This window comes from Mesorhizobium sp. M6A.T.Cr.TU.014.01.1.1, from assembly GCF_004022765.1.
Taxonomy (GTDB): Bacteria; Pseudomonadota; Alphaproteobacteria; order Rhizobiales; family Rhizobiaceae; genus Mesorhizobium; species Mesorhizobium mediterraneum.
Window position 1 is genome coordinate 47,082 of sequence record NZ_RZPG01000006.1, and the last position, 20,527, is coordinate 67,608.

Sequence of the window (20,527 nt, forward strand, 5' to 3'; positions counted from 1 at the left end):
ACGCCAATGGAAGAAAGTCAGCGCTGCGTTTGGCGGCCGGCAGGCAAATAATGTCCGAAAGGATGCTCCAGGGCGCGACGGAACCCTGGAGCCGCGGCGCTTCCGGCCGATGCCGCCAAACGCTCAAACACGCTTCCCGTATTCGCCTCCTGCGAGAGCACGTTCACCGTGCGCCGAACCTGACCGGCGCCGTGATCGTCTTGTTGGCGCCGGGCGGAGGTGCGGGAACGGGGGAAGCGCGGCGCATCAGACGACGCCGCGCTCGCCCGCCAACTCTCTGGGCCCATGAAATTGGTGAAATAATAGGCATGCCTACCGATTGACAAAATTTGCAACAGGCGACCAAGATCATATGACCATCAACGATCTTTGGTCCCGAGGTTGCCCCTCGGCATTGGCGTAAAGGAGAGCCAGATGCCCATTCAGCAGAGAGTGACCCATCGTTCGAAACAACATCCCGCCATCCTTGCTACCGCACTGCTCAGCCTGAGCCTGATCACGACGCCCGGCATCGGCCATGCCGAGGGGATCACGCTCAAGGTCTTCGGCGGTTCGGCCCTCGACCAGCTCGCTCCGCGTCAGGCGCCGGACGAGCAGAAGAAGATCCAGCAGCAGGTCATTGACGGCTTCCTCAAGGCCAACCCCGACGTCTCGAAGGTCGAGTGGGATGCCCAAGGACCGCAGACCGATTCCATCCAGCGCCTGATGACCGCCAAGCTGGCGAGCCAGGAAATGGACCTGATCGCCTGCCCGGCCTTTTACACCAATGGCGCCTACGTCAGGCGCAAGCTGGTCATGCCGATCACCGACAAGATCAAGCCGTTCCAAGACAGGATCGACGCCGCCGCGCTTGGCGCCTTCACGGTCAGCGGCCAGGTCTATGGTGTCCCGATCTCGACGCTGTCGACATCGACGATCTTCTACAATGTCGACCTCTTTCAGAAGCTCGCTATCCCGGTCCCGCCGACCTATGGCGACCTGAAGGCGGCCGTGCCGAAGTTCAAGGACGCGGACGTCATCCCTCTCCTGCATCAGGGCTCGAACACCGTGATGTGGCCAATGTGGTTCTTCGAAACTTTTTCGCAGGCCTCGGGCGACCCGGTCGGCAAGACGCAGAAGAATCTGGAGGGCACGGCAAAGTTCACCGATGCGCCTGACGTCGAAGGCTTCAAGCTGATCAAGCAGTGGGTCGACGACGGCATCCTTTCCAAAGACTCGCTTTCCGTCGACCAGGACGGAATGCGCGCAGCTTTCGCCGCCGGCAAGAGCGCCATGTATTATGGCGGCACCTGGGAAATCCCGTCGCTCCAGTCGAGCGTCAAGGACTTCAAATGGGGCGTCTTTGCCTTTCCGAAAATGGATGGAACGCCGGGCGCGCCAGGCCATGGCGGCGGCGCCGACAACGGGATCTGCGTCGCCTCGTCGATCCCGCCCGAGAAGCTCGATGCGGCGATCAAGTTCATCGAATATCTGACCCAGCCTGAGGTTGCGACGCTCTACCTTGCGCCGGAGCAGCCGATCGCAGCCTCGATCAAGGGCGTGCCGCAGGTCGACGACGCCTATGCGGTCGAGCTGCGCAAGGAAGCCTTCCCGAGCACCATCAAGTTCCTCGACTGGATCTGGCCGTCGGAAGTCGCGACAGCCACCGCTTCGGCGATCGCCGGCATCGTTGGCGGCACGACGACGCCCGAGGAGGCGGCGGCCTCGATCCAGACCACCTTCGACGACCTCAAGGCGCAGGGCAACTGGCCGCCCAAGTGAGCTCGCATGCAGGCGAGCGCATCCAGCCGAGCTGATGCGCCAGGGCAAGAAAACGGGGCCGCCCGTCTCGGGCTGCCTCTCTTACCGGAGACAGAGACATGACGACAAATCGCGCCGAGCGGCAGCGCTTCTCGATCGGCTATCATCTGAACAGCTGGGACCTCACCGGACTACCGCTCAGGCCGGCCATCAAATTCCTGGCCGATCAGGGTTTCGGCTGGTTCGAGATCCTCGCCTTCACCAGCCTCTCGGACCAGTACGCCCGCAAATATATGCAGCTCGGCAACCAGGCGCCGATGGGCGTGACGACCGATACCGACATTTTGCGGCGCTACGCGCTGCTGTCGGAAGGCCAGAGCGAGTATGGCATCAAGCTCTCCTCTTTCTACGTGAATGCGATCTTCACCAACCCTGTCGCCTGGCCTTATGAGCGCGATGTGCTTGTCGCGCTGACCAGGATGTTGAAGGGCTTCGGCTCCCCGGTCCTGGTTCTTGGAGGCGGTCCCTCTGAAGCCATTGCCGGCCCGCATACGGCCGACGACTACCGCGCCTTTTGCCGGGCGCTCGAAGATATCGGCAAGCGGACCAAAGACCTTGGCATCGAGACGGTCTATCACCCGCATCTCGACACTTTCATCGAGCGCCGCGACCAGCTCGACCGGATGATGGATGAGTTGGACACCGGTCTGGCCGGCCTGTGCATCGATCCGGCGCACCTCGCCCATACCAATTCCGATCCCGTCGATGCGGTCAAAACCTACATCTCGGCCGTGCGCTACATGCATTTCAAGGATACCAGGGTCGACCCTGCGCTGAAGGGCTATGACCGCTACGGCGCCTTTTGCGAGCTTGGCGCCGGCGTCGTCGATCTTGCCGGCATCGTCGACGTGCTGCTCGACGCAAACTATGACGGCCTCGCCATCATCGAACTCGACGCATCGAAGAAGACGGCCGAGCAGAGCACGCTGGAGAGCATCGCCTATATCCGCAATACGCTCGGGCTGGCGCTGACACCGAAAACCGCGAAGGCCGCATGAGCACGCGACCGCAAGAGGCGGCTCCTTCCGCGAGCCGTTTCGGGCGCTTCGTTTCAGGCGACGGCGCGACCGCCTTCGTCATGATCCTGCCGGCCGCGATCCTCTTCGGTCTGTTCTACCTCTGGCCGTTCGGCAACGGTTTCTGGCTCAGCCTGCACAATTGGGATGGGTTTTCCGACCCAAGCTGGGCGGGCTTCTCCAATTATCAGCGCCTTGCACATGATCGCATCTTCCTCGCCGCGCTGCGCAACAATTTGATCTTCGTCGTCGCAGTTGTCGTCTTGAAAAACGTGCTCGGCCTTGGGCTGGCGCTGCTTCTGAATCGGGTGGTCCTCGGCCGCACCTTCTTTCGCGCCGCCGCCTTCGTCCCGGTGACGATGTCCTTCGTCGCCGTCGGGCTGCTCTGGTCCTGGATCTACAATCCGGTCTTCGGGCTGCTCAATGGCGGCCTCGATCTGTTCGGCCTCGGTGGGCTGAAACAATCATGGCTTGGTGACGCCGATATCGCGCTCTATTCGATCATCGTCGTCGACGTCTGGAAATGGCTCGGCTTCCACGCCGTGATCTATCTCGCTGGGCTGCAGACGATCCCGGCGGAACTCTACGAATCGGCGAAGATGGACGGCGCGGGACCGGTCCAGCGCTTCTGGCATGTCACCTTGCCGATGATGATGCCGATCGTCTTCATCAACACCATTCTTGGCCTGTCCGGCGCCTTCGTGCGCAACTTCGACATCGTCTATGTCTTGACCAAGGGCGGGCCGAACCACGCCACCGAAGTCGTGCTCACCTACATGATGAGCAAGGCCTTCCAGGACGGTGCCATGAGCTATGCCGCGGCCATCGGCTATGTGCTCTTCCTGATCGTCGGGCTGGCCAGCGTCGGGCTGCTCGCCCTGATGCGGCGGCAAAGGCTTGAGGTCTGATGAGCGCCGCGGCCAACCCTCCGCTTTCCCGGGACAACGGCACGGTCGGCCATCGCCGCAACGCGCGGCGCCTCGGCGCGCGAGGTATTCTCGAACTTGCAGGCATCTATGCTGCGCTCGTCCTGGTGCTGCTGGAGACGCTTTATCCGCTGCTTTGGGTGCTCTTCGGCTCACTCAAGACCAAGCAGGAAATGCTCAGCAACATCTGGGGCCCGCCGTCGAGCCTTGTGTTCCAGAACTATGCCGATGCCTGGCGCATCGCCGGCATGGGATCGCGCATCGTCAGCAGCGTCTTCGTCACCGGTTCGGCATTGATCATCCTGGTGGCCGTGGCGACGCCCTGCGCCTATGCGCTGGCGCGCCTTCGTTTTCCCGGACGCGGCCTTGTGCTGGCGGTGGCCGTGGCGGCCATGCTGGTGCCGCCGCAAGTCATGGCCATTCCGCTGTTCATGGTGGCGCGCGATCTCGGCCTGATCAACAATCGGCTCGGCATCGCCTTCGTTTATGCCGCGACGTCATTGCCGCTTTCGGTCTTCATCCTGCGCAGCTTCTTCGTCACGTTGCCCGCCGACCTCGAAGACGCCGCGCGTATCGATGGCACCAGCCGGCTGGCGATCCTGATCCACATCATGCTGCCGCTGATCCGGCCGGGCGTCGCGCTGATCCTGATCTTCGGCTTCATCGAGATCTGGAACGATTTCTTCCTCGCCTTCCTGCTCCTGCGCGACCCGTCCGTGCAGACCATCCCGCTCGGACTTGTCAGCTTCTTCCAGCAATATGACTCGCTCTGGGCGCTCTACTTCGCCGCGTTGACGATCACGACACTGCCGGTGATCGTCGTCTTCATCGCCATGCAGCGGCAGTTCATCGCCGGCCTGACGGCCGGCGCCGTTAAGGGTTGACATGCAGGATCGCGTTATCGGCGTTGGCGTTATCGGTTGCGGCGAAATCGCCCAGTTGATGCACTTGCCCTATCTCCAGGAATTGCCGGCGTTTCGCATCGCCGCGCTGTGCGATATCTCACCCGGAACGGTCGACAAGGTCGGGGAGCACTACGGTGTCGCGGCCCGCTATACCGACCATCGCGCCCTGCTTGCCGATCCTGGTGTCGATGCCGTGGTGATCTGCACCTACGACCATGGCGAGATGGTTGCTGACGCCATCCGCGCCGGCAAGCATCTGATCGTCGAGAAGCCGCTTGCCTTCACGCTTGAGGAGGCGCACCCGCTGATCGAGCAGGCTGAACGCAGCGGCCTCGTTGCGCTTGTCGGCTATATGAAGTTCTATGACCCCGGCTACGAGATCGGCCTCGAGCGCATCGCCGCCATCGGCCGGCCGAAGTCGATCCATGTCCATGATTTCGCCGGCCGCTTCGACCTCTACGGCAAACTCTATACGCAAATCCATATCGCCGATGTGCCGGCCGATCTGCTCGCGGCCGGGCGAGACGCCGTCGCACGACGCGTCGAGGCGGCGCTGGGGCTGGACCATGCCGGCTATCGCGATCTCTATCTCCTGCTGCTTGGCCTGAGCAGCCACGATCTCGCCGTCATGCGCGGCGCCTTCGGCACGCCGAGCCGTGTCGTGCACGCGCAGCAGACCGGCGCGAACCAGCTTCTGGCCGTGCTCGACTATGACGGCGTTCCCTGTCTCTTCGACATGGCGCTCGCCCAATATGAATGGTGGGACGAATGGATCCACGTGCATGGCGAGCACGCGGAAGTGCGGATCGATTTCCAGAACCCCTATTTCCGCAATGCCTCGGCCATCGTGCGGGTGCGCGAAGCGGCCGGCGAGACGGCATCCGAACGCGTGCTGCCGGGCATCCCCGACACCGCATTCCGTCGCGAATGGCTGCATTTCGCCGATTGCATCCTGGCCGGCGCAAAACCGCGCACGCCGCTTTCGGGCGGTCTCGCCGACCTTGATCTCGCCGTCCAGATCATCCAGGCAATGCCGCCAAAGCGGCTTGAGACGAGGCCCCTTATCAGAATTTCGGAAACACGCCGCCGGCCGGCGCGTTGGCCCAGCTCTGCAAGGTCTGGCCGCCGTCGATCAGCCAATCCGCGCCGGTGACGTGCCTGGCCTCGTCGGAGGCGAGGAACGCCACGGCGGCCGCGACATCGTCCGGCTGGCCGATGCGGCGCAGCGGGATGCGGTCGGCGAAATGCTGCACGCTGCTCTTGAAATCGCCGTCGCCGCTCGCAGGCACGCCGAGCGTCGTCTCGATCACGCCGGGGCAGATGGCGTTGACGCGTATGCCGTAGGGCGCGGCATCGAGTGCTGCGACCCGCGTCAACCCGACCACACCATGCTTGGAGGCGACATAGCCGGCACCGCCCGCGAGCACGTCCCAGCCGGCCATGGACGAACCCATATTGACGATCGAGCCGCCATTACCGGCCTCGATCATCGCCCGAAGCGACGCCTGCAGGACGAGAAACATGCCGCGCAGGTTGATACGAATGATGGTATCCCAGTCGTCAACAGGCAGTTCGTGAACCGGAGCGATGACGCCGGAAATCCCGGCATTGTTGAACACCGCATTCAGCTCGCCGAATGTTTCCACGGTCGTTTCAACGGCGCGCCGCACGTCTGCTTCATCGGTGACGTCGGCTTCGATGGCGATCGCGTGCTCGCCCAGAGATTGGGCCAGTGTCCGCGCCGCCGCGCCGTTGCGGTCGACAATGGCGACGCGTGCGCCTTCTTCGAGGAAGCGCCGGACCGCCGCACTGCCGATCGCGCCGGCGCCACCGGTGACAAGGACGCATCTTTCGTCGAATCGCTTCATTTTCCAAGCTCCGGCTTCGGGTAAGAGCGCCACGAATGGCTCGGCTCAAAGCTGATGGTTTCGCGCGCATGGACTGTGTCGAGCACGGCACCATGGCCGGCGATCGGCCGCGATAGCGGGACATCCGGGTAGACACGGCGCACGAGCGGCTCGGTTTCCTCTTCCATGAACGTGTCGGCGGCGCTGAGCAGGACGCGGAGATGGCCGTCGCCTTTCCATTCCAACGCCTGCAGGAAGCCCTGCCCCGCGTCGCGCGCATCGAGATAGGCCCACAGGTCACGGGCGCTGTCGGCAGTGGCGCGGCGCGGGCCGACGCCCGCGAAAAAGCTGGCCGGGGTCTGGATCCATGGCATACGAATGCTGACAGCCGAGAATGCGCCGCGGCGCACCGCCGCGGCGACGATTTCCTCACCGAGCCATTTCGACAGGCCGTATGGATCCTGCGCGCCGACCGGGTGATCCATATCCACCGGCAGATAGGGCGGGCGCACCGTCTTCTCGAAGAACGGATAGCCGAAAACGCTGAAGGACGAGGCATAGACGAAGCGCGCGGCGCCAGCCATGGCCGCCGCCTCGACGACATTGTAGGCGGTCGCGACATTGGTCTTGAACACTTCGCCGCCGGCCCGCCCGGTCGGGCGCGGAATGGCCGCGACATGAACCACAGCGTCGCAATCGCGCACCAGCTGCAGCGTCGAGCCAAGATCCGTCAGATCCGCGGTTGCATGCCGCCATGCCACGTCACCCGGGGCGGCGGCATCAATGCCCATCACATCATGACCGGCCGCGACCAGCGCCGCGGCGACATGGCGGCCAAGCAGACCGCTGGATCCGGTGACGATCGTCTTCATGTCTCAGCCCTCGACGCCGCGAATTCAGCCAATTGAATATCATTGATGGTCATACAAATCGAACACCCGATTGCCGAACCTTGTCAATGCCATTCCGCATCGGAGAACGGCGCGGACCTTTGCCGGCGCGTCCCGCGCGCACCAGACGACAAGGCTTTGCCCCGAACGGGATTGACTTGGCATCCGCGACGGTTTTTTGTATGAGCATCAACGATCGACCAAAGGAGCTCGCCATGCCCGTGGACAGTTTTTCCTCACATCGGCACGATGACGCGATGCGCCTCGATCCGCAACGCGCGGCGGTTATTGTCATCGACATGGTCAATGAATTCTGCAAGCCCGGCGGGGCGATGGTGCTGCCGGGATATGAGACGCTTGTCGCACCGCAATTGGCGGTCATCGAGGCCGCGCGCGCCGGCGGTGTGCCGGTTATCTGGGTGCACGACACCCATAGGGCCGGCATGCGCCGCGAGCGCGAATGGGTGAAGCGCACGCCACATTGTCTCGAGGGTAGCTGCGGTCCTGAGATCATCGAGGACCTTGGCGCCCGCGACGATGAAATCCATCTGATAAAGCGGCGCTACTCGGCGTTTTTTCAAACCGACCTCGACCTGACGCTCAAAGACATGCAGGTCGATCAACTGGTCATCTTCGGCGTGGTCACCAACATCTGCGTGCGCTCGACCGTCCATGACGCCTTTTTCCAGGGTTATGAAGTGGTGGTGCCAAGCGATTGCTGCGCGGCGACGGGACCACGCGAGCAGGAAAGCTCGCTCTACGATATAGCGACGCATTTCGGCGTGGTCAGCGATTCGGCAAGCGTCGTCGCAGCCCTTCGCGACGGGACGTCGCTTCAACCGGCTGAAGTCGCGGCTTGAACTTTTTCGAGCCTGCGGCATCCGAGACAGCGGCAAGAGGAGCCCGGCGTGACGACTGATATCGAATCGCAACCCGAAAGTGCGGCACCCAAAGGGCCGGGCGACAGTGCTAAGCCGCTGAGCCGCGAACAGGTGCTGCAGCGATACGCCAAGACCGGCTACGAACTGGACCGCCATCCGGCGCACGTGATCCGCCGGGCACATCAGCGCGCGACGCTGCGCTTCCAACAGGTCATGGCCGGTGAGGATCTTTCGCCAACGCAATTCGCCGCCCTCGCCACCATTCTCAAGCAGGGCGACGTCTCGCAGAACCATCTGGGACGGCTGACCGCGATGGACCCGTCGACCATCAGCATCGTTGTCCGCAAACTTCTCAAGAACGGGCTGATCACCCGCAGCGCGTCCGATACCGACCAACGCCTGTCGATGATCGCGCTGACCGACAAGGGAACCAGATACACGCTCGACCGGCTCGAACGCAGCGTCGAAGTCGGACGGAGATTTCTGTCGCCGCTTTCGCCCACGGAACAGGCGACGCTGCTTCGCCTGCTCAATCGCATCAATGACGACGACCCATCGAATGGCGATAGCGGGAAGTAACTCGCGTTCCAAAATTCATGGAAATAACAAACGAGGTGCCGATGTCGCCCGACCCGAAACCCAACACGCTTGTCGTGCGCAACATCGGCCTGATGCTTTCCGGCGATCTCGCCCAACCGATCCTCGACGCCGACACGATCGTCGCGGTCGACGGCAAGATCACCGCCATCGGCAAAGCCGGCGCCCTTGATACCAGTGCTGCCGGCACCGTGATCGATGCAATGGGCTGCGCGGTCGCGCCGGGCCTCATCGACAATCACGTCCATCCGGTAGCCGGCGACTGGACGCCGCGGCAGAACCAGATCGGCTGGATGGATTCGACCGTGCATGGCGGGGTCACCACCATCGTCTCGGCGGGGGAGGTCCACACGCCGGGCCGTCCGCGCGACCTGGTCGGATTGAAGGCGCTTGCCATCGCGGCGCAGCGGACCTTTTCCAACTTCCGCCCGAGTGGGATGAAGATACTGGCCGGTGCGCCGATTCTGGAGCCCGGCCTGGTCGAGGAGGACTTCCGCTACCTCGCCGAAGCCGGCGTCACGCTTGTCGGCGAGGTCGGCCTAGGCGGCGTCAAGGACGGGCCGACCGGACGGCAGATGGTCGCCTGGGCGCGCGAATACGGCATGACCTCAATGACCCACACCGGTGGCCCGTCCCTGCCCGGCTCCGGCCGCATCGGTGCGGATGTCGTGCTGGAGGTCGACGCCGACATTGTCGCCCATGTCAATGGCGGGCCGACGGCACTGCCCGAAGCGGAAATCCGGCAGATCTGCGAGAAGGGCTCGCGGGCGCTCGAGATCGTCCATAACGGCAATCTGCGCACCGGACTGTTCGTGCTCGATCTTGCTAGGCAGCGCGGCGAACTTTCGCGCATCGTGCTTGGCACCGACAGCCCGGCCGGGTCCGGCGTGCAGCCGCTCGGCATACTGCGGATCCTCACCATGCTGGCTTCGCTGGGCGGTGTCGCGCCGGAAGTGGCATTCTGCTTTGCCAGCGGCAACACGGCGCGCGTGCGCAAGCTGCATGATCGTGGCATGATCGAAGTCGGCCGCGCCGCCGACCTGATCTTCATGGACCAGGCGATCGGCGGCGCCGGCGACGGGCTGCTCGACAGCGTGGCGCAGGGCAACCTTCCGGGGATCGGAATGGTCGTCATCGACGGCCTGGTGCAGACCCGTCGAAGCCGCAACACCCCGCCGGCAATGCGGGTGCCTGAAGTCATTCAGGGATAGCGACGTTTAGCTGACGCCATCCTTGCCGACGATCTTGTCCTTGGTCAGCCCGCCAACGCGTGGATGGGGCCGGCCGGAATCGGTCACGGCGATGGCGATGACGATCTCGTCGGCGCGCGGTGCGTCAGGAACTCGGACCTCCATGCCATCGAAATGGCTGCGCACCCGCGCCGCATCCTTGTGGCCGAGCGGGATGTCCAGCGGCACGCCGAGGCCGCCACGCTTCTTCGACGAGGGAATGAGCGCCGCACCCTTGCCAAGCACATCGCGGAACGGGGCGCCGAGCTTGGGGTGAAGGATGGCGGCGGCGTGCTCGAGTTCGCCGTCGGCGCCGACGGCGGCTGCCTTGCCGAAGCTTTCGACTTTATTGCCGGGAAAGCCAAGTGCTGCGACCGCGCGCTTCGGCAAAATGTCGCCCAATTCCTCACCAATGTCGCTCAACGCTGACAGGTCTTCGACGTAAGTGCCTGCGTACGGGTTGCGGATCACGGCAATGGCCGCCGCGCGGCGGGTCGGCGGATCGACGGGACGGCCGCCCTCGATCAGGTTTTCCTCGATGATGGTGATGATCCGGCGGATTTCTACGCTCATCTCAATCCGTCCTCGCCTTTGATATCCGCGGCGGCAAGGCCGCCCACCCGCGCGTGAACGCGCGCGCCTGTCGTCATCGCCAGGATGACCGCCATCTCGTCTGCGCGCGGCGCGTCAGTGACGCCGACCTCGATCGCGTCGAAATGACTGCGCACGTAAGAAGCGTTTATGTGCGTGATCGGAATGTCGATCCGCGTTCCGGGGCCGCCGACCTTCTTGGTCGACGGCACGATTGCCCTAGCGTTTCCGAGCAGCTCGCGCATCGCGTAACCGCCTGGATTGTGCCAGAGCGCGCCGTGTTCGAGCTCGCCGGCAGCACCGACGATGGCGCCCTTGCCATAGCCTTCGATCGCCGAGACGCCCTCGCCGATGGCATCGATCAGGCGTCGCGCCATATCGAGACCGAGCGGCTTCAGATCGTCCATGAAGCCGGTGATTTCCTGGACATAGCGCCCGGCAAAGGGGTTGGCGATGACGGCGACGATCGCGCCGCGTTTGGGCGGACGTGCCGCAAGTGGGCCGCCCTCGTGGAATATCTCCTCGACCTGAACCAGAAATTTCCTGACCACCACAGCCGGCATTGTCCGCTCTCTTTCTTCCCGTCGTTCACACAAACTCGTTAGAGTATCAACAATTATCCCCAGCCGATATTTGTCAAGCTTCGACACGCAAGAAGCGAGAAATGGCACAACGAAACTGCCTCGCAGGACGATTGACAGCCTGCGGGGCCGCTCATAAACTCATATGACCATCAACGAAAATAGCCGCCGTCTCGGCGATAGCGCGGATGGTTAAGGCGTGGCTTCAAAAGCTGAAAAAAGCTGAAGGGGAATGACATGAAAAGGGCGCTCAAAAATCTATGTCTGGCCGGCACGATGCTTGCCGTGTCGTTCGGATCTGCCGCGGCACAGGACAAAGTGTCCGTGGCCGCCATCTCGGGATACTTTGCACAGGGCTTCGGTGTTTCCATCGTCAACGGCCTCAACAAGGCCAAGGACGAATTCGGCATCGACCTGAAGCTGGTCGACACCGGCAATCGCGCGCTCGACTACGAGGAGCAGTTCGAGAACCTTGCCAAGGCCAAGCAGTACGACCTGATCTTTGTGATGGGCTGGGAACTGGTGGACTCGCTGCAGAAGGTCAGCAAAGCCTATCCCGACCAGCGCTTCGTGTTCATCGACGGCGTACTCGACAATCCCAACATGATCTATGCCAATTTCGCGGAGGAGCAGGGATCCTTCGTCGCCGGCGCGCTCGCCGGCATGATCGAGGCCAAGGGCAGCGAATTCCCCAAGATCGGCGACGGCAGGGCGATCGGCTTCGTCGGCGGCCGTGATATCCCCGTGATCCGCAACTTCCTCGGCGGCTACGAGCAAGGCGCGAAATATGCCGCGCCCGACGTGAAGGTGAACTCCGTCTTCGCCGGAACCTTCGATGACCCGGCCAAGGGCAGCGAGCTTGCCCAGGCGCTTTACGGCCAGGGCGCCGACATCGTCTACAACGTCGCCGGCCCGACGGGCGAAGGCGTGATGCAGGCAAGTGCTGCGGTCGACAAATACTCGATCGGCGTCGACATCGACATGTGCGGCACGGCCCCCGGAAATGTGCTCGCAAGCATGCTGAAGCGCGGCGACATCGCCGTCTACACGCTGATCAAGGACGAAGTCGAGGGCCGCAAAGTGACCGCCGGCACCCGCACCTTCGACCTAGCTTCGGGCGGCGTCGAGGTCAAGGTCTGCGATGATATCGCCCCGACGATCCCGGCCGATGTGACGGCCAAGCTGGACGAGATCAAGAAGGCCATTCTCGATGGCAAGATCGAGATCGCCAAGGCGAAGTAAGACAACAACCGCGCATCCTCCCAGGAAAGCGCTACGCTGATCCGCCGCGGCTTGCCGCGACGGATCAGCGTCCAATTTGCGAGAAGCAAGGTGTCGAACGTGCCGGGGTCGCCGACCCTCCACAATGCCGGTAACAATGCTGCCGGCGCCAGTGTTGCCGGCGCCAGTGTTGCCGGCCCCAATGTCGCTGGGATGGCCGTAGCATTGACGGGCATCACCAAGCGTTTTGGCGCCTTCGTTGCCAATGACGGCATCGACCTTGCCGTGCGCCGGGGCGAAATCCACGCCATCATCGGCGAGAACGGTGCGGGCAAGACGACGTTGATGAACATCCTGTTCGGTCTCCTGCAGCCCGACGAAGGCTCAATCCGGCTGAACGACGAGGAGACGGTGGTCGCCGATCCCGCCGTCGCCATCAAGGCCGGTCTCGGCATGGTGCATCAGCATTTCAAGCTGGTTCCCTCGCTCTCAGTCGCCGACAATGTTTTTCTCGGCATGGAGATCCGCCGCCATGGGCTGATCGACCACGCCGCTCAGATCGCGCGCACGCGCGAACTGTCGGAGCGTTTCGGGCTGCGGGTCGATCCGACCGAGCGCGTCGGACTGCTCTCGGTCGGCATAGAGCAACGCATCGAAATCCTGAAGGTGCTGGTGCGTGGCGCGCGCACCATCATCCTCGACGAGCCGACCGCGGTGCTGACGCCGCAGGAGAGCCGTGAACTGTTCCAGACGCTGCGCAGCTTCGTGGCGGAGGGTATGACGGTGATCTTCATTTCGCATCACCTGGAAGAGGTGATGGAGGTCTCAGACACCGTGACGGTGCTGCGCAACGGCAGGAGGGTGGCGACGCGCCCGACAGCCGAACTCAGCAAGGACGAATTGGTGCGCATGATGGTCGGGCGCGAGGTCAGCTTCGATCGCCGTCCGCGCGAACCGCAGCATGGCGAGGTGATCCTCGAAGTCGAGCAACTGTGGGCGCGCGACGACCGCCGATTGCCGGCGCTACGCGACGTCAATTTCACCGTCCGCTCCGGCGAGGTGGTGGGAATTGCCGGCGTGGCCGGCAACGGCCAGACGGAACTGGCGGAGGTGCTTTCGGGCCTGCGTCCGGCAAGCCATGGCGTAGCCCGGCTGAAGGGCCGCAACCTTGCCACCCTCTCCCCCGCCGAAATCCGCGAGGCCGGCTTGGCGCATGTGCCAGGCGATCGGATGGTCCGCGGGGTCGACCGCAATGCATCGATTGCGGCAAACATGCTGATGGGTCGCCAGCGCCGCGCGCCATGGAGCCGCAGCGGCCTGCTCAACTGGAACGCCATCGGCCAAAACGCTTCCAAGCTGATCAAGGATTTCGATATTCGCGCGCAAGGATCGGGCGATGCCGTCAAACGGCTTTCGGGCGGCAACATCCAGAAGGTCGTGCTGGCGCGCGAGTTCACCAACGGCGCCGACTTCCTGCTGATCGATCAGCCGACGCGCGGCGTCGACATCGGCGCGCAGGAGGCCATTCATGACGAGATCATGCGCCAGCGCGCGGCCGGCCGCGCAATCCTGCTGATTTCTGTGCAGCTCGACGAACTTGCCGCCCTTGCCGATCGCATCCTGGTAATGTTCAACGGACGGATCATGGGCGAGGTCGCCGGCGATGATGCCGATGAGGACCGCATCGGCATGATGATGGCAGGCGTGGCCGTGCCGGGATTCGCCGCGGAGCCTGCATGATGCCGGAGCTTACATGATGCCGGACTCTCCAAGATGAACGACCGTTTGCGTGCCGTTTCCGGTCAGGTCATCGCCGTCGCCGTGGCGCTGCTCATGGGCGCGATCATCATCCTGATGGTCGGTGAAAGCCCGGTACGTGTCTTCATGACGCTGTTGCGCGGCGCCTTCGGTGATCAGGCAAAGATTGCCGGAACCTTGCTGCAGACGACGCCGATCCTGATCTGCGGCGTCGCTGCCTGCGTCGGCTTGCGCGGCGGCATGTTCAACGTCGGCATCGAGGGTCAGCTTTTCCTCGGCGGCTTCGCTGCTGCCTGGGTCGGCTTCGCCTTTCCCCTGCCCGCGGGCATTCACATGCTGGCGGCACTGGCGCTCGCGGTCGTCGCGGGTGCCGCCTGGGTCGCCATCCCTGCCTATTTCCGCGCCGGCTACAACACCAACGAAGTCGTCTCGACGATCCTGTCGAACTACGTCGCGGTGCTGCTGACCTCCTATTTCACGATCTTTCTGTTCAAGCGGCCAGGTGGCTGGTCGGAGACGCCGCCGATCCTGCCGACAGCCTATCTGCCGGAGATCTTCGCCTTCTCGCGGTTGAACTGGGGCCTCGTCATCGGTCTGGTGCTGGCGATCGGCGCGGCACTTGTCTTTCGCTACACAAGTTGGGGCTACGGCGTGACGATGGTCGGCTCGGCGCCGAAATTCGCCGAATATGGTGGCGTCAACGTCAAACGGCAGGGCTTTTTGGTCCTGCTCCTTTCAGGCGCCGTTGGCGGACTGGCCGGTGGCGTAGAGACGCTCGGCGTCCATCACCGGTTCATGGAAGGGTTTGCTCCCGGTTTCGGCTTCGATGGGCTGATCGCCGCCCTGCTCGCCAATGGCTCGCCGGTCGCCACCATCTTCACCGCGCTGTTCTTCGGCGCCCTGCGCAACGGGTCGCTGCTGCTCGAGGTCGATACCGGCGCGTCGCGCGAGATCATCACCGTGATCCAGGCGCTGATCATCCTCAGCGTGTCGGCGCAGGTTCTGGTCAGGCGCCGCGGCGACAGCCAGGCAGGGGAGCGGCGATGGAAATTCTAGACAAGCTCGTCAATGTCGCGCTGATCGCTGCGACGCTTCGCACCACGGCGCCCATCCTTCTGGTCGCGCTCGGCGGCTCGTTCACCACCAAGGCCGGCATCTTCAACATCGGCCTCGAAGGCCAGATGCTGGCAGGTGCCTTCTTCGCCGTCCTCGGCTCGATCTGGACAGGTTCCGCGCTGCTGGGCGTCGCCTGCGGCGTTGCGGCGGCGCTCGCCTTTGCCCTGGTTTTTGCCGTTCTGGTGGTGAGCTTCCGGGCCAATGAAGTGGTCGTTGGGCTGGCCCTCAACATTCTCGCCGGCGGCATGACGATCTCGCTGATGAAGGCGATCTTCGGCACGCGAGGCTCCATTGTCGGTCAAGGCATCGTCGGCCTGCCGAAAGTCCAGCTGCCCGGCGCCCGCGACCTTCTCGGCTCATGGGCATCGCTGATCTCCGGCTTCACGCCGATCGTCTATCTCGCGTTCATCGCGGTGCCGCTGCTGGTCCTGTTCTATAACCGCACCCGGCTCGGGCTTTATATCCGCGTCGTGGGCGAGAAGCCCGAAGCCGCCGAGGCGCTCGGCATCTCGATCACGCGTGTCCGTTACATCGCGTCGCTGCTGTGCGGATTGCTGGCGGGTCTGGCCGGTGCGCATCTGTCGCTTGGCTACATAACCATGTTCACCGAAAACATGTCATCGGGCCGCGGTTTCATGGCGGTGGCAATCCTGATCTTCTCCAATGGCGATCCGCTGAAGGTGCTGGCCGGCTGCCTGCTGTTCGGCTTCGCCGATGCCTTCTCGCTGCGCCTGCAGACATTCGGCTACCCGTCCTATCTGGTTCTCACCGTCCCCTACGTCGTCGCGCTCACGGCGCTGTTCGCGCTCTCCTATCGCGCGCGGCCAAGGATCATCATGGAAACACTGGCCTCGATGCAAAGGCTGCTGTCGGTGGACAAGAATCCCGGGCCGGACGGCAGACATCCCTCATGAAGGAACTTTCCATGGAACGCATAATCCTCGACGTGGATTCTGCCGGCGACGATATTCTCGCCGTGCTGTTTGCCGCGGCGAATCCAAATCTTCGGCTCGAAGGCGTGACCACCGTGACGGGTGCGGCCGGGCCGATCGAGCAGGTCACCAACGTCGTCCTCAACACGCTGGCCCTTGCGGGGCGCGACGACATCCCGGTTCATGCCGGTGCATGGCGGCCGATCGTCGGCAACGCCAAGGCGGATATGGAAGCGCCGGTTCATTTCGAAAAGCGGCTCGTGGCGCGCTTCGGCGACCGCCTGAAGAAATTCAATCCACCGGCGCCGACGCCGGCGCGCCAGGCAACGCCGGGGCACGCGGTCGACTTCATTATCGAGACGGTGATGGCCAATCCCGGCGAGATCACGCTGGTGACGACCGGCCCGCTGACCAACGCGGCGATGGCGCTGCTGCAGGAACCCCGGCTGACGGAGGCGCTCAAGCGCCTGCTGGTGCTCGGCGGCAACTTTCAGACGCCCGGCAACATCACGCCGCTGTCGGAATACAACATCTGGGCCGACCCGGAGGCCTCGCGCATCGTGCTGAACGCCGATGTCGACAAGATCCTCGTGCCGCTCGACATCTGCGAGGACAACCGTGTCGCCGCCTCGATGCTGACGCGCGACGACCTCGCGGACATGCAGGCCGGCGCCAAGGACAATCCCGTTCTCGAGATGATCGCCGACAGCTTTCCGATCTATATCGACATCTGGCGCGAATTCTTCGATCTGGTCGGCTTCCCGATGGACGACGTGATCACTGTAGCGCTAGCTTTCGATCCGGGCCTTGCCACGATGACCGAGCCGCTGTTCGTCGACGTCGTGCTGGACGGGCGTATAGCGCGCGGACAGATCGTCGCCTATCGCGGCCGGCAATTGCTGCCCGGCGGCGGACCGAAGACCACGCGCATCTGCACCGACCTCGACGGCCGGCGCTTCCTCAACATGTTCAAACAGACCGTCGCGCAGTACGAGCGGGCGGCGTGAGGAACGATACGATGACCACTGCAACTCCCATATTGTTCGATTGCGATCCTGGTCACGACGACGCCATTGCGCTGGTCATGGCGCATCGCTCGCCGGCCATCAAACTGCTCGGCGTCACCACGACCTGCGGCAACGCAGAGGTCGAGAAGACGACGGCCAATACGCTGCGCATCCTCGAATTCATCGGCGCCGGCGACGTTCCGGTGGCGCAGGGCTGCCATCGCCCGCTGGCACGGCCTCTGGTGCTCGGCACCGCCGACGGGCCAAGCGGCCTGGAAGGCTCCCCCTACCTGCCGCAGGCAACGATCAAGCCGGTCAAGCAGCATGCGGTCGATTTCCTCGCCGACACGTTGCGCGCCTCGCCCGAGCCGATCCTGGTTGTCGCCACCGGGCCGCTGACCAATATCGGCCTGCTGATCCTGAAACATCGCGACGTGCTGCCCAAGATCAAGGAACTGATCTGGATGGGCGGCGTGTTCTATCGCAGGAGCGAGATCATCACGCCGACCGAGTTCAATGCCTTCTGCGACCCGGAAGCGCTGAAGATCGTCCTGGACAGTAGTGTGCCGATCCTGATGGTCGGCCTCGATGTCACCATGCAGGTGCTGATCGAGGCGCCACAATATGCCGAGCTCGCAACCATCGACACGCCGCTCGGCCGGCTCGTCAACGACTGGCTGCTGTTCTACGAGAAGCTGCATCGCAACTCGATGGGCGTCGGTGGGGCGATGCACGATCCTCTGGTGCTGGCGCTGGCCATCGACCCGACGCTGGTGCGCACGCGTCCCGCCCATATCGGCGTCAATCTGTCGGGCACTTACGCATTCGGCGCGACCGTTGCCGATTTCTGGGGCGAGCGTGGCGAACAGGACAACGCCCGGATCGCGCACGAAGTCGATGCAGACCGCTTCTTCAAATTGATGTTCGATCTGCTCCGGGATTAGACTGGGTCTTTCGGTGCTAGCCTCCTGCGGATATACATCTCGCCGGACGTATATCCATGGGAGAGCGTGATGCGGGTCTCGAAGTGGGGCGACAGTCTCGCCATCCGTCTTCCCACCGTTGTCGTCGAGGCGCTCGAACTCAGGGAAGGCGATGAGATTGAAATCCATGTGACCGATGCCGGACGGCTTGGCGTCGCGCGCAAAGCTGCGCCCGAGGAATTGCTGAAACGGCTTCGCGCCTTCCACGGTCGCCTTCCCGCCGATTTCAAGTTCGACCGGGAAGAGGCGAATGCCCGGTAGAACGAGCCGCGGAATGTTTATCAGCCGGTCAGTTAGGTCTTAGCGGCACATATCCTGTGCAGGCTTCCTTTTCCGAAGATCTGACCGACAGCCGGCAATCAGGATTGCGGAAGGATGACGACATTTTCCGAGTCCCAGAAAACTTCTGCTTTCTCACCCGGTTTCGGCAAGCTGGTACGCGTGCTCCGCTGGATTTGAACGCGAACGCGAATGCCGTCAGCCAGGCGGATGGTATAGAACGATCTGCTGCCGATGAAGATGACATCCTCGACCTGCCCGGTCGCCGATTGCGTGGTGTCATTGTCTCTGGCGAAGCGGAAGGACTCCGGTCGGATTGAGACGATCACCTTGCCGCGCAATTCGCCGGCGGGAACGACAGAACTGTGAAAGCGGAGCCCCGATGCGGTGACGGCAGTCATGCCGGAAGCATCGTCGCTTGCCATTGCCGCCTCGAACAAATTGGTCTCGCCGAGGAACTTGGCGGCGAACAGCGACCTTGGCGCCGCGTACATGATTTCGGGCCGGTCGATCTGAACGATGCGGCCTTTCTCCATGAGAACGACACGGTCGGAGAGGATCATCGCTTCGTCCTGATCATGCGTGACGTAGACGAAGGTGGCGCCGGTCTCGGCGTGAATGCGCTTCATCTCGACCAGCATGTGCTGGCGGATCTTCAGATCGAGGGCGGCAAGCGGCTCATCGAGCAGCAGAACTTTCGGACCATTGACGAGCGCCCGGGCGAGCGCCACGCGCTGGCTCTGGCCGCCACTCAACTCGTTGATATAGCGGTTGGCGAAGCTGTCGAGCTGAACGATATGCAGCATGTGCTGGACCCGCTCGCGGATTTCCGCCTTGGGCGTGCCCCTGACCTTCAGGCCGAAGGCGACGTTCTCGAAAACGTCGAGATGCGGAAAAAGCGCATAGCGCTGGAAGACCATGTTCACAGGCCGCCGCTCGGGCGGCTGGTCGGCACAATCCTTGCCATCGATCTTGACGGTGCCGGCAGTCACTGTCTCGAAGCCTGCTATGAGCCGCATGAGGGTCGTCTTGCCGCAGCCGCTGGGACCAAGCAAGGTTACGATCTCGCCCTGTTCGATAGACAGGCTTATGTCGCTCAGCGCCTGAAACGAGCCGAACATTTTTTCGGCAGCGGCTATCTCGATCACGGGCGGGCGGATTGTCATGCCTGTCGATCCTTATGAAACGGTGCGGCCGGCGATGGCCGACCTTCTGCGCAGATGGCCGATGAGCCAGGCAATGAAGAGGATGGCAATCGAGAACAGAAGAGCGAGCGTCGAAATGGCATTGATGAGCGGGGTGACCGTGCGGCGCATCATCGACCAGATATACATGGGCAAGGTCGTCTCGGTGCCGGCGACGAAGGACGTCACGACGAATTCGTCGAAAGACACCGCAAACGCCAATATGGCCGAAGCGATCAGCGTCGGTGCGATCAGCGGCAGCGTCACCTTGCCGAAGGTCTGCATCTGGCTGGCGCCAAGATCGCGCGAGGCTTCCTCCAGCGACGGATCGAACAACGCCAGCCGGGCGCGCATCGCCACGATCAGGATGGGCAGGGCCAGCACCACGTGCGAGATGACGATAGTGACCGTCGACAGCTGGACGCGTGCCTGGGCGAACAGCACCAGAAGCGAGACGCCGACGAAGAGACCTGGAAGCGCGATCGGCGTCAGGCACAGCACCTCCAGCAAGGCGCGACCTCCCTGCCCCAGGCGAAGCCAGGCAAGCGAGGCAGCCGCACCGAGGACAAGCGTGATCAGCGCGGTGAAGCAGGCGACGGTGAGGCTCTTGACCAGTGCCGAGCCGAGTTGGGCATTGCCAAGCACATCGGCGTACCAGCGCAGACTGAAGCCGGCAAAGGGGAAGGATAGCGAAGGGCTCGCATGGAAAGAAAAGAGAACGATAATCACCAGCGGCATCAGCAAGAACGCCAGGATCGACCAGACGACAATTCTGAGGACCACT

At 63.2% G+C, this 20,527-nt stretch carries 21 protein-coding genes; 15 read left to right on the top strand and 6 right to left on the bottom strand.

Translation table 11 applies throughout. From position 1 onward, the window contains the following. Positions 1 to 414: 414 nt before the first annotated feature. The 5 genes from EN885_RS08510 (at position 415) to EN885_RS08530 (ending at position 5,800) form a co-directional block, all read left to right on the top strand. On the top strand, positions 415 to 1,761 hold the full coding sequence (locus tag EN885_RS08510) for an extracellular solute-binding protein (protein WP_126103469.1): 1,347 nt from the start codon (positions 415 to 417) through the stop codon (positions 1,759 to 1,761). 98 nt (positions 1,762 to 1,859) lie between these two features. Beyond that, a complete protein-coding gene (locus EN885_RS08515; RefSeq protein ID WP_126103470.1) occupies positions 1,860 to 2,798 on the top strand; it encodes a sugar phosphate isomerase/epimerase in 939 nt (312 codons plus the stop codon). Further along, entirely contained in the window at positions 2,795 to 3,724 is a 930-nt protein-coding gene (locus EN885_RS08520; protein ID WP_127203627.1) for a sugar ABC transporter permease, read from the top strand. Before EN885_RS08515 ends, EN885_RS08520 begins: the two co-directional genes overlap by 4 nt. Further along, on the top strand, positions 3,724 to 4,626 hold the full coding sequence (locus tag EN885_RS08525; RefSeq protein ID WP_128241203.1) for a carbohydrate ABC transporter permease: 903 nt from the start codon (positions 3,724 to 3,726) through the stop codon (positions 4,624 to 4,626). The genes EN885_RS08520 and EN885_RS08525 overlap by 1 nt, the downstream gene beginning before the upstream one ends. Before the next feature lies 1 nt (position 4,627). Next, the gene (locus EN885_RS08530; protein ID WP_128241204.1) at positions 4,628 to 5,800 is read left to right on the top strand and encodes a Gfo/Idh/MocA family oxidoreductase; all 1,173 of its coding nucleotides are present in this window, start codon (positions 4,628 to 4,630) and stop codon (positions 5,798 to 5,800) included. Here the strand turns inward: EN885_RS08530 and EN885_RS08535 are convergent. Next, the gene (locus EN885_RS08535; protein WP_128241205.1) at positions 5,712 to 6,515 is read right to left on the bottom strand and encodes an SDR family NAD(P)-dependent oxidoreductase; all 804 of its coding nucleotides are present in this window, start codon (positions 6,513 to 6,515) and stop codon (positions 5,712 to 5,714) included. The genes EN885_RS08530 and EN885_RS08535 overlap by 89 nt on opposite strands. After that, complete coding sequence (locus EN885_RS08540) at positions 6,512 to 7,366, bottom strand: NAD(P)-dependent oxidoreductase (protein ID WP_127203624.1); 855 nt, start codon at positions 7,364 to 7,366, stop codon at positions 6,512 to 6,514. Before EN885_RS08540 ends, EN885_RS08535 begins: the two co-directional genes overlap by 4 nt. 233 nt (positions 7,367 to 7,599) lie before the next feature. Here EN885_RS08540 and EN885_RS08545 point away from each other — a divergent pair, with 233 nt between their 5' ends. From EN885_RS08545 to EN885_RS08555, 3 genes are read left to right on the top strand one after another with little or no spacing between them, the layout of a single operon-like run. Then, on the top strand, positions 7,600 to 8,244 hold the full coding sequence (locus EN885_RS08545) for an isochorismatase family cysteine hydrolase (RefSeq protein ID WP_128241206.1): 645 nt from the start codon (positions 7,600 to 7,602) through the stop codon (positions 8,242 to 8,244). A gap of 48 nt (positions 8,245 to 8,292) precedes the next feature. Further along, positions 8,293 to 8,844 (top strand): MarR family winged helix-turn-helix transcriptional regulator, encoded by a 552-nt coding sequence (locus EN885_RS08550; protein WP_128241207.1) that lies wholly within the window; start codon positions 8,293 to 8,295, stop codon positions 8,842 to 8,844. A 41-nt stretch (positions 8,845 to 8,885) separates the two neighbouring features. After that, complete coding sequence (locus EN885_RS08555) at positions 8,886 to 10,073, top strand: amidohydrolase family protein (protein ID WP_095484005.1); 1,188 nt, start codon at positions 8,886 to 8,888, stop codon at positions 10,071 to 10,073. A 6-nt stretch (positions 10,074 to 10,079) separates the two neighbouring features. Here the strand turns inward: EN885_RS08555 and EN885_RS08560 are convergent, their stop codons facing one another. After that, a complete protein-coding gene (locus EN885_RS08560; RefSeq protein WP_128241208.1) occupies positions 10,080 to 10,664 on the bottom strand; it encodes an amino acid synthesis family protein in 585 nt (194 codons plus the stop codon). Continuing rightward, positions 10,661 to 11,245, bottom strand: coding sequence for an amino acid synthesis family protein (locus tag EN885_RS08565; RefSeq protein WP_095483764.1), 585 nt, complete (start codon positions 11,243 to 11,245; stop codon positions 10,661 to 10,663). The genes EN885_RS08560 and EN885_RS08565 overlap by 4 nt, the downstream gene beginning before the upstream one ends. Before the next feature lie 255 nt (positions 11,246 to 11,500). Between EN885_RS08565 and EN885_RS08570 the strand changes: the two genes are divergently transcribed. The 7 genes from EN885_RS08570 (at position 11,501) to EN885_RS08600 (ending at position 18,541) form a co-directional block, all read left to right on the top strand. Continuing rightward, the gene (locus EN885_RS08570; protein ID WP_128241209.1) at positions 11,501 to 12,505 is read left to right on the top strand and encodes a BMP family ABC transporter substrate-binding protein; all 1,005 of its coding nucleotides are present in this window, start codon (positions 11,501 to 11,503) and stop codon (positions 12,503 to 12,505) included. Positions 12,506 to 12,697: 192 nt separating this feature from the next. Then, the gene (locus tag EN885_RS08575) at positions 12,698 to 14,224 is read left to right on the top strand and encodes an ABC transporter ATP-binding protein (RefSeq protein WP_164897811.1); all 1,527 of its coding nucleotides are present in this window, start codon (positions 12,698 to 12,700) and stop codon (positions 14,222 to 14,224) included. A gap of 33 nt (positions 14,225 to 14,257) precedes the next feature. Next, positions 14,258 to 15,298, top strand: coding sequence for an ABC transporter permease (locus EN885_RS08580; protein ID WP_128241211.1), 1,041 nt, complete (start codon positions 14,258 to 14,260; stop codon positions 15,296 to 15,298). Next, positions 15,286 to 16,272, top strand: coding sequence for an ABC transporter permease (locus EN885_RS08585; RefSeq protein ID WP_128241212.1), 987 nt, complete (start codon positions 15,286 to 15,288; stop codon positions 16,270 to 16,272). The genes EN885_RS08580 and EN885_RS08585 overlap by 13 nt, the downstream gene beginning before the upstream one ends. An 11-nt stretch (positions 16,273 to 16,283) precedes the next feature. Beyond that, positions 16,284 to 17,297 (top strand): nucleoside hydrolase, encoded by a 1,014-nt coding sequence (locus tag EN885_RS08590; protein ID WP_126103482.1) that lies wholly within the window; start codon positions 16,284 to 16,286, stop codon positions 17,295 to 17,297. An 11-nt stretch (positions 17,298 to 17,308) separates the two neighbouring features. Further along, positions 17,309 to 18,241 (top strand): nucleoside hydrolase, encoded by a 933-nt coding sequence (locus EN885_RS08595; protein ID WP_128241213.1) that lies wholly within the window; start codon positions 17,309 to 17,311, stop codon positions 18,239 to 18,241. A gap of 69 nt (positions 18,242 to 18,310) precedes the next feature. Continuing rightward, entirely contained in the window at positions 18,311 to 18,541 is a 231-nt protein-coding gene (locus tag EN885_RS08600; protein ID WP_128241214.1) for an AbrB/MazE/SpoVT family DNA-binding domain-containing protein, read from the top strand. A 98-nt stretch (positions 18,542 to 18,639) separates the two neighbouring features. On the opposite strand, the gene EN885_RS08605 is transcribed toward EN885_RS08600, so the two are convergent. Further along, a complete protein-coding gene (locus tag EN885_RS08605) occupies positions 18,640 to 19,725 on the bottom strand; it encodes an ABC transporter ATP-binding protein (RefSeq protein ID WP_128241215.1) in 1,086 nt (361 codons plus the stop codon). Positions 19,726 to 19,737: 12 nt separating this feature from the next. Continuing rightward, a complete protein-coding gene (locus EN885_RS08610) occupies positions 19,738 to 20,526 on the bottom strand; it encodes an ABC transporter permease (RefSeq protein WP_128241216.1) in 789 nt (262 codons plus the stop codon). Position 20,527: the final 1 nt, after the last annotated feature.

Coding starts and splice junctions, on each gene's coding strand:
- EN885_RS08510 (WP_126103469.1), top strand. CDS start 415: ATGCCCATTCAGCAGAGAGTGACCCATCGTTCGAAACAACATCCCGCC.
- EN885_RS08515 (WP_126103470.1), top strand. CDS start 1,860: ATGACGACAAATCGCGCCGAGCGGCAGCGCTTCTCGATCGGCTATCAT.
- EN885_RS08520 (WP_127203627.1), top strand. CDS start 2,795: ATGAGCACGCGACCGCAAGAGGCGGCTCCTTCCGCGAGCCGTTTCGGG.
- EN885_RS08525 (WP_128241203.1), top strand. CDS start 3,724: ATGAGCGCCGCGGCCAACCCTCCGCTTTCCCGGGACAACGGCACGGTC.
- EN885_RS08530 (WP_128241204.1), top strand. CDS start 4,628: ATGCAGGATCGCGTTATCGGCGTTGGCGTTATCGGTTGCGGCGAAATC.
- EN885_RS08535 (WP_128241205.1), bottom strand. CDS start 6,515: ATGAAGCGATTCGACGAAAGATGCGTCCTTGTCACCGGTGGCGCCGGC.
- EN885_RS08540 (WP_127203624.1), bottom strand. CDS start 7,366: ATGAAGACGATCGTCACCGGATCCAGCGGTCTGCTTGGCCGCCATGTC.
- EN885_RS08545 (WP_128241206.1), top strand. CDS start 7,600: ATGCCCGTGGACAGTTTTTCCTCACATCGGCACGATGACGCGATGCGC.
- EN885_RS08555 (WP_095484005.1), top strand. CDS start 8,886: ATGTCGCCCGACCCGAAACCCAACACGCTTGTCGTGCGCAACATCGGC.
- EN885_RS08560 (WP_128241208.1), bottom strand. CDS start 10,664: ATGAGCGTAGAAATCCGCCGGATCATCACCATCATCGAGGAAAACCTG.
- EN885_RS08565 (WP_095483764.1), bottom strand. CDS start 11,245: ATGCCGGCTGTGGTGGTCAGGAAATTTCTGGTTCAGGTCGAGGAGATA.
- EN885_RS08570 (WP_128241209.1), top strand. CDS start 11,501: ATGAAAAGGGCGCTCAAAAATCTATGTCTGGCCGGCACGATGCTTGCC.
- EN885_RS08575 (WP_164897811.1), top strand. CDS start 12,698: ATGGCCGTAGCATTGACGGGCATCACCAAGCGTTTTGGCGCCTTCGTT.
- EN885_RS08580 (WP_128241211.1), top strand. CDS start 14,258: ATGAACGACCGTTTGCGTGCCGTTTCCGGTCAGGTCATCGCCGTCGCC.
- EN885_RS08585 (WP_128241212.1), top strand. CDS start 15,286: ATGGAAATTCTAGACAAGCTCGTCAATGTCGCGCTGATCGCTGCGACG.
- EN885_RS08590 (WP_126103482.1), top strand. CDS start 16,284: ATGGAACGCATAATCCTCGACGTGGATTCTGCCGGCGACGATATTCTC.
- EN885_RS08595 (WP_128241213.1), top strand. CDS start 17,309: ATGACCACTGCAACTCCCATATTGTTCGATTGCGATCCTGGTCACGAC.
- EN885_RS08600 (WP_128241214.1), top strand. CDS start 18,311: ATGCGGGTCTCGAAGTGGGGCGACAGTCTCGCCATCCGTCTTCCCACC.
- EN885_RS08605 (WP_128241215.1), bottom strand. CDS start 19,725: ATGACAATCCGCCCGCCCGTGATCGAGATAGCCGCTGCCGAAAAAATG.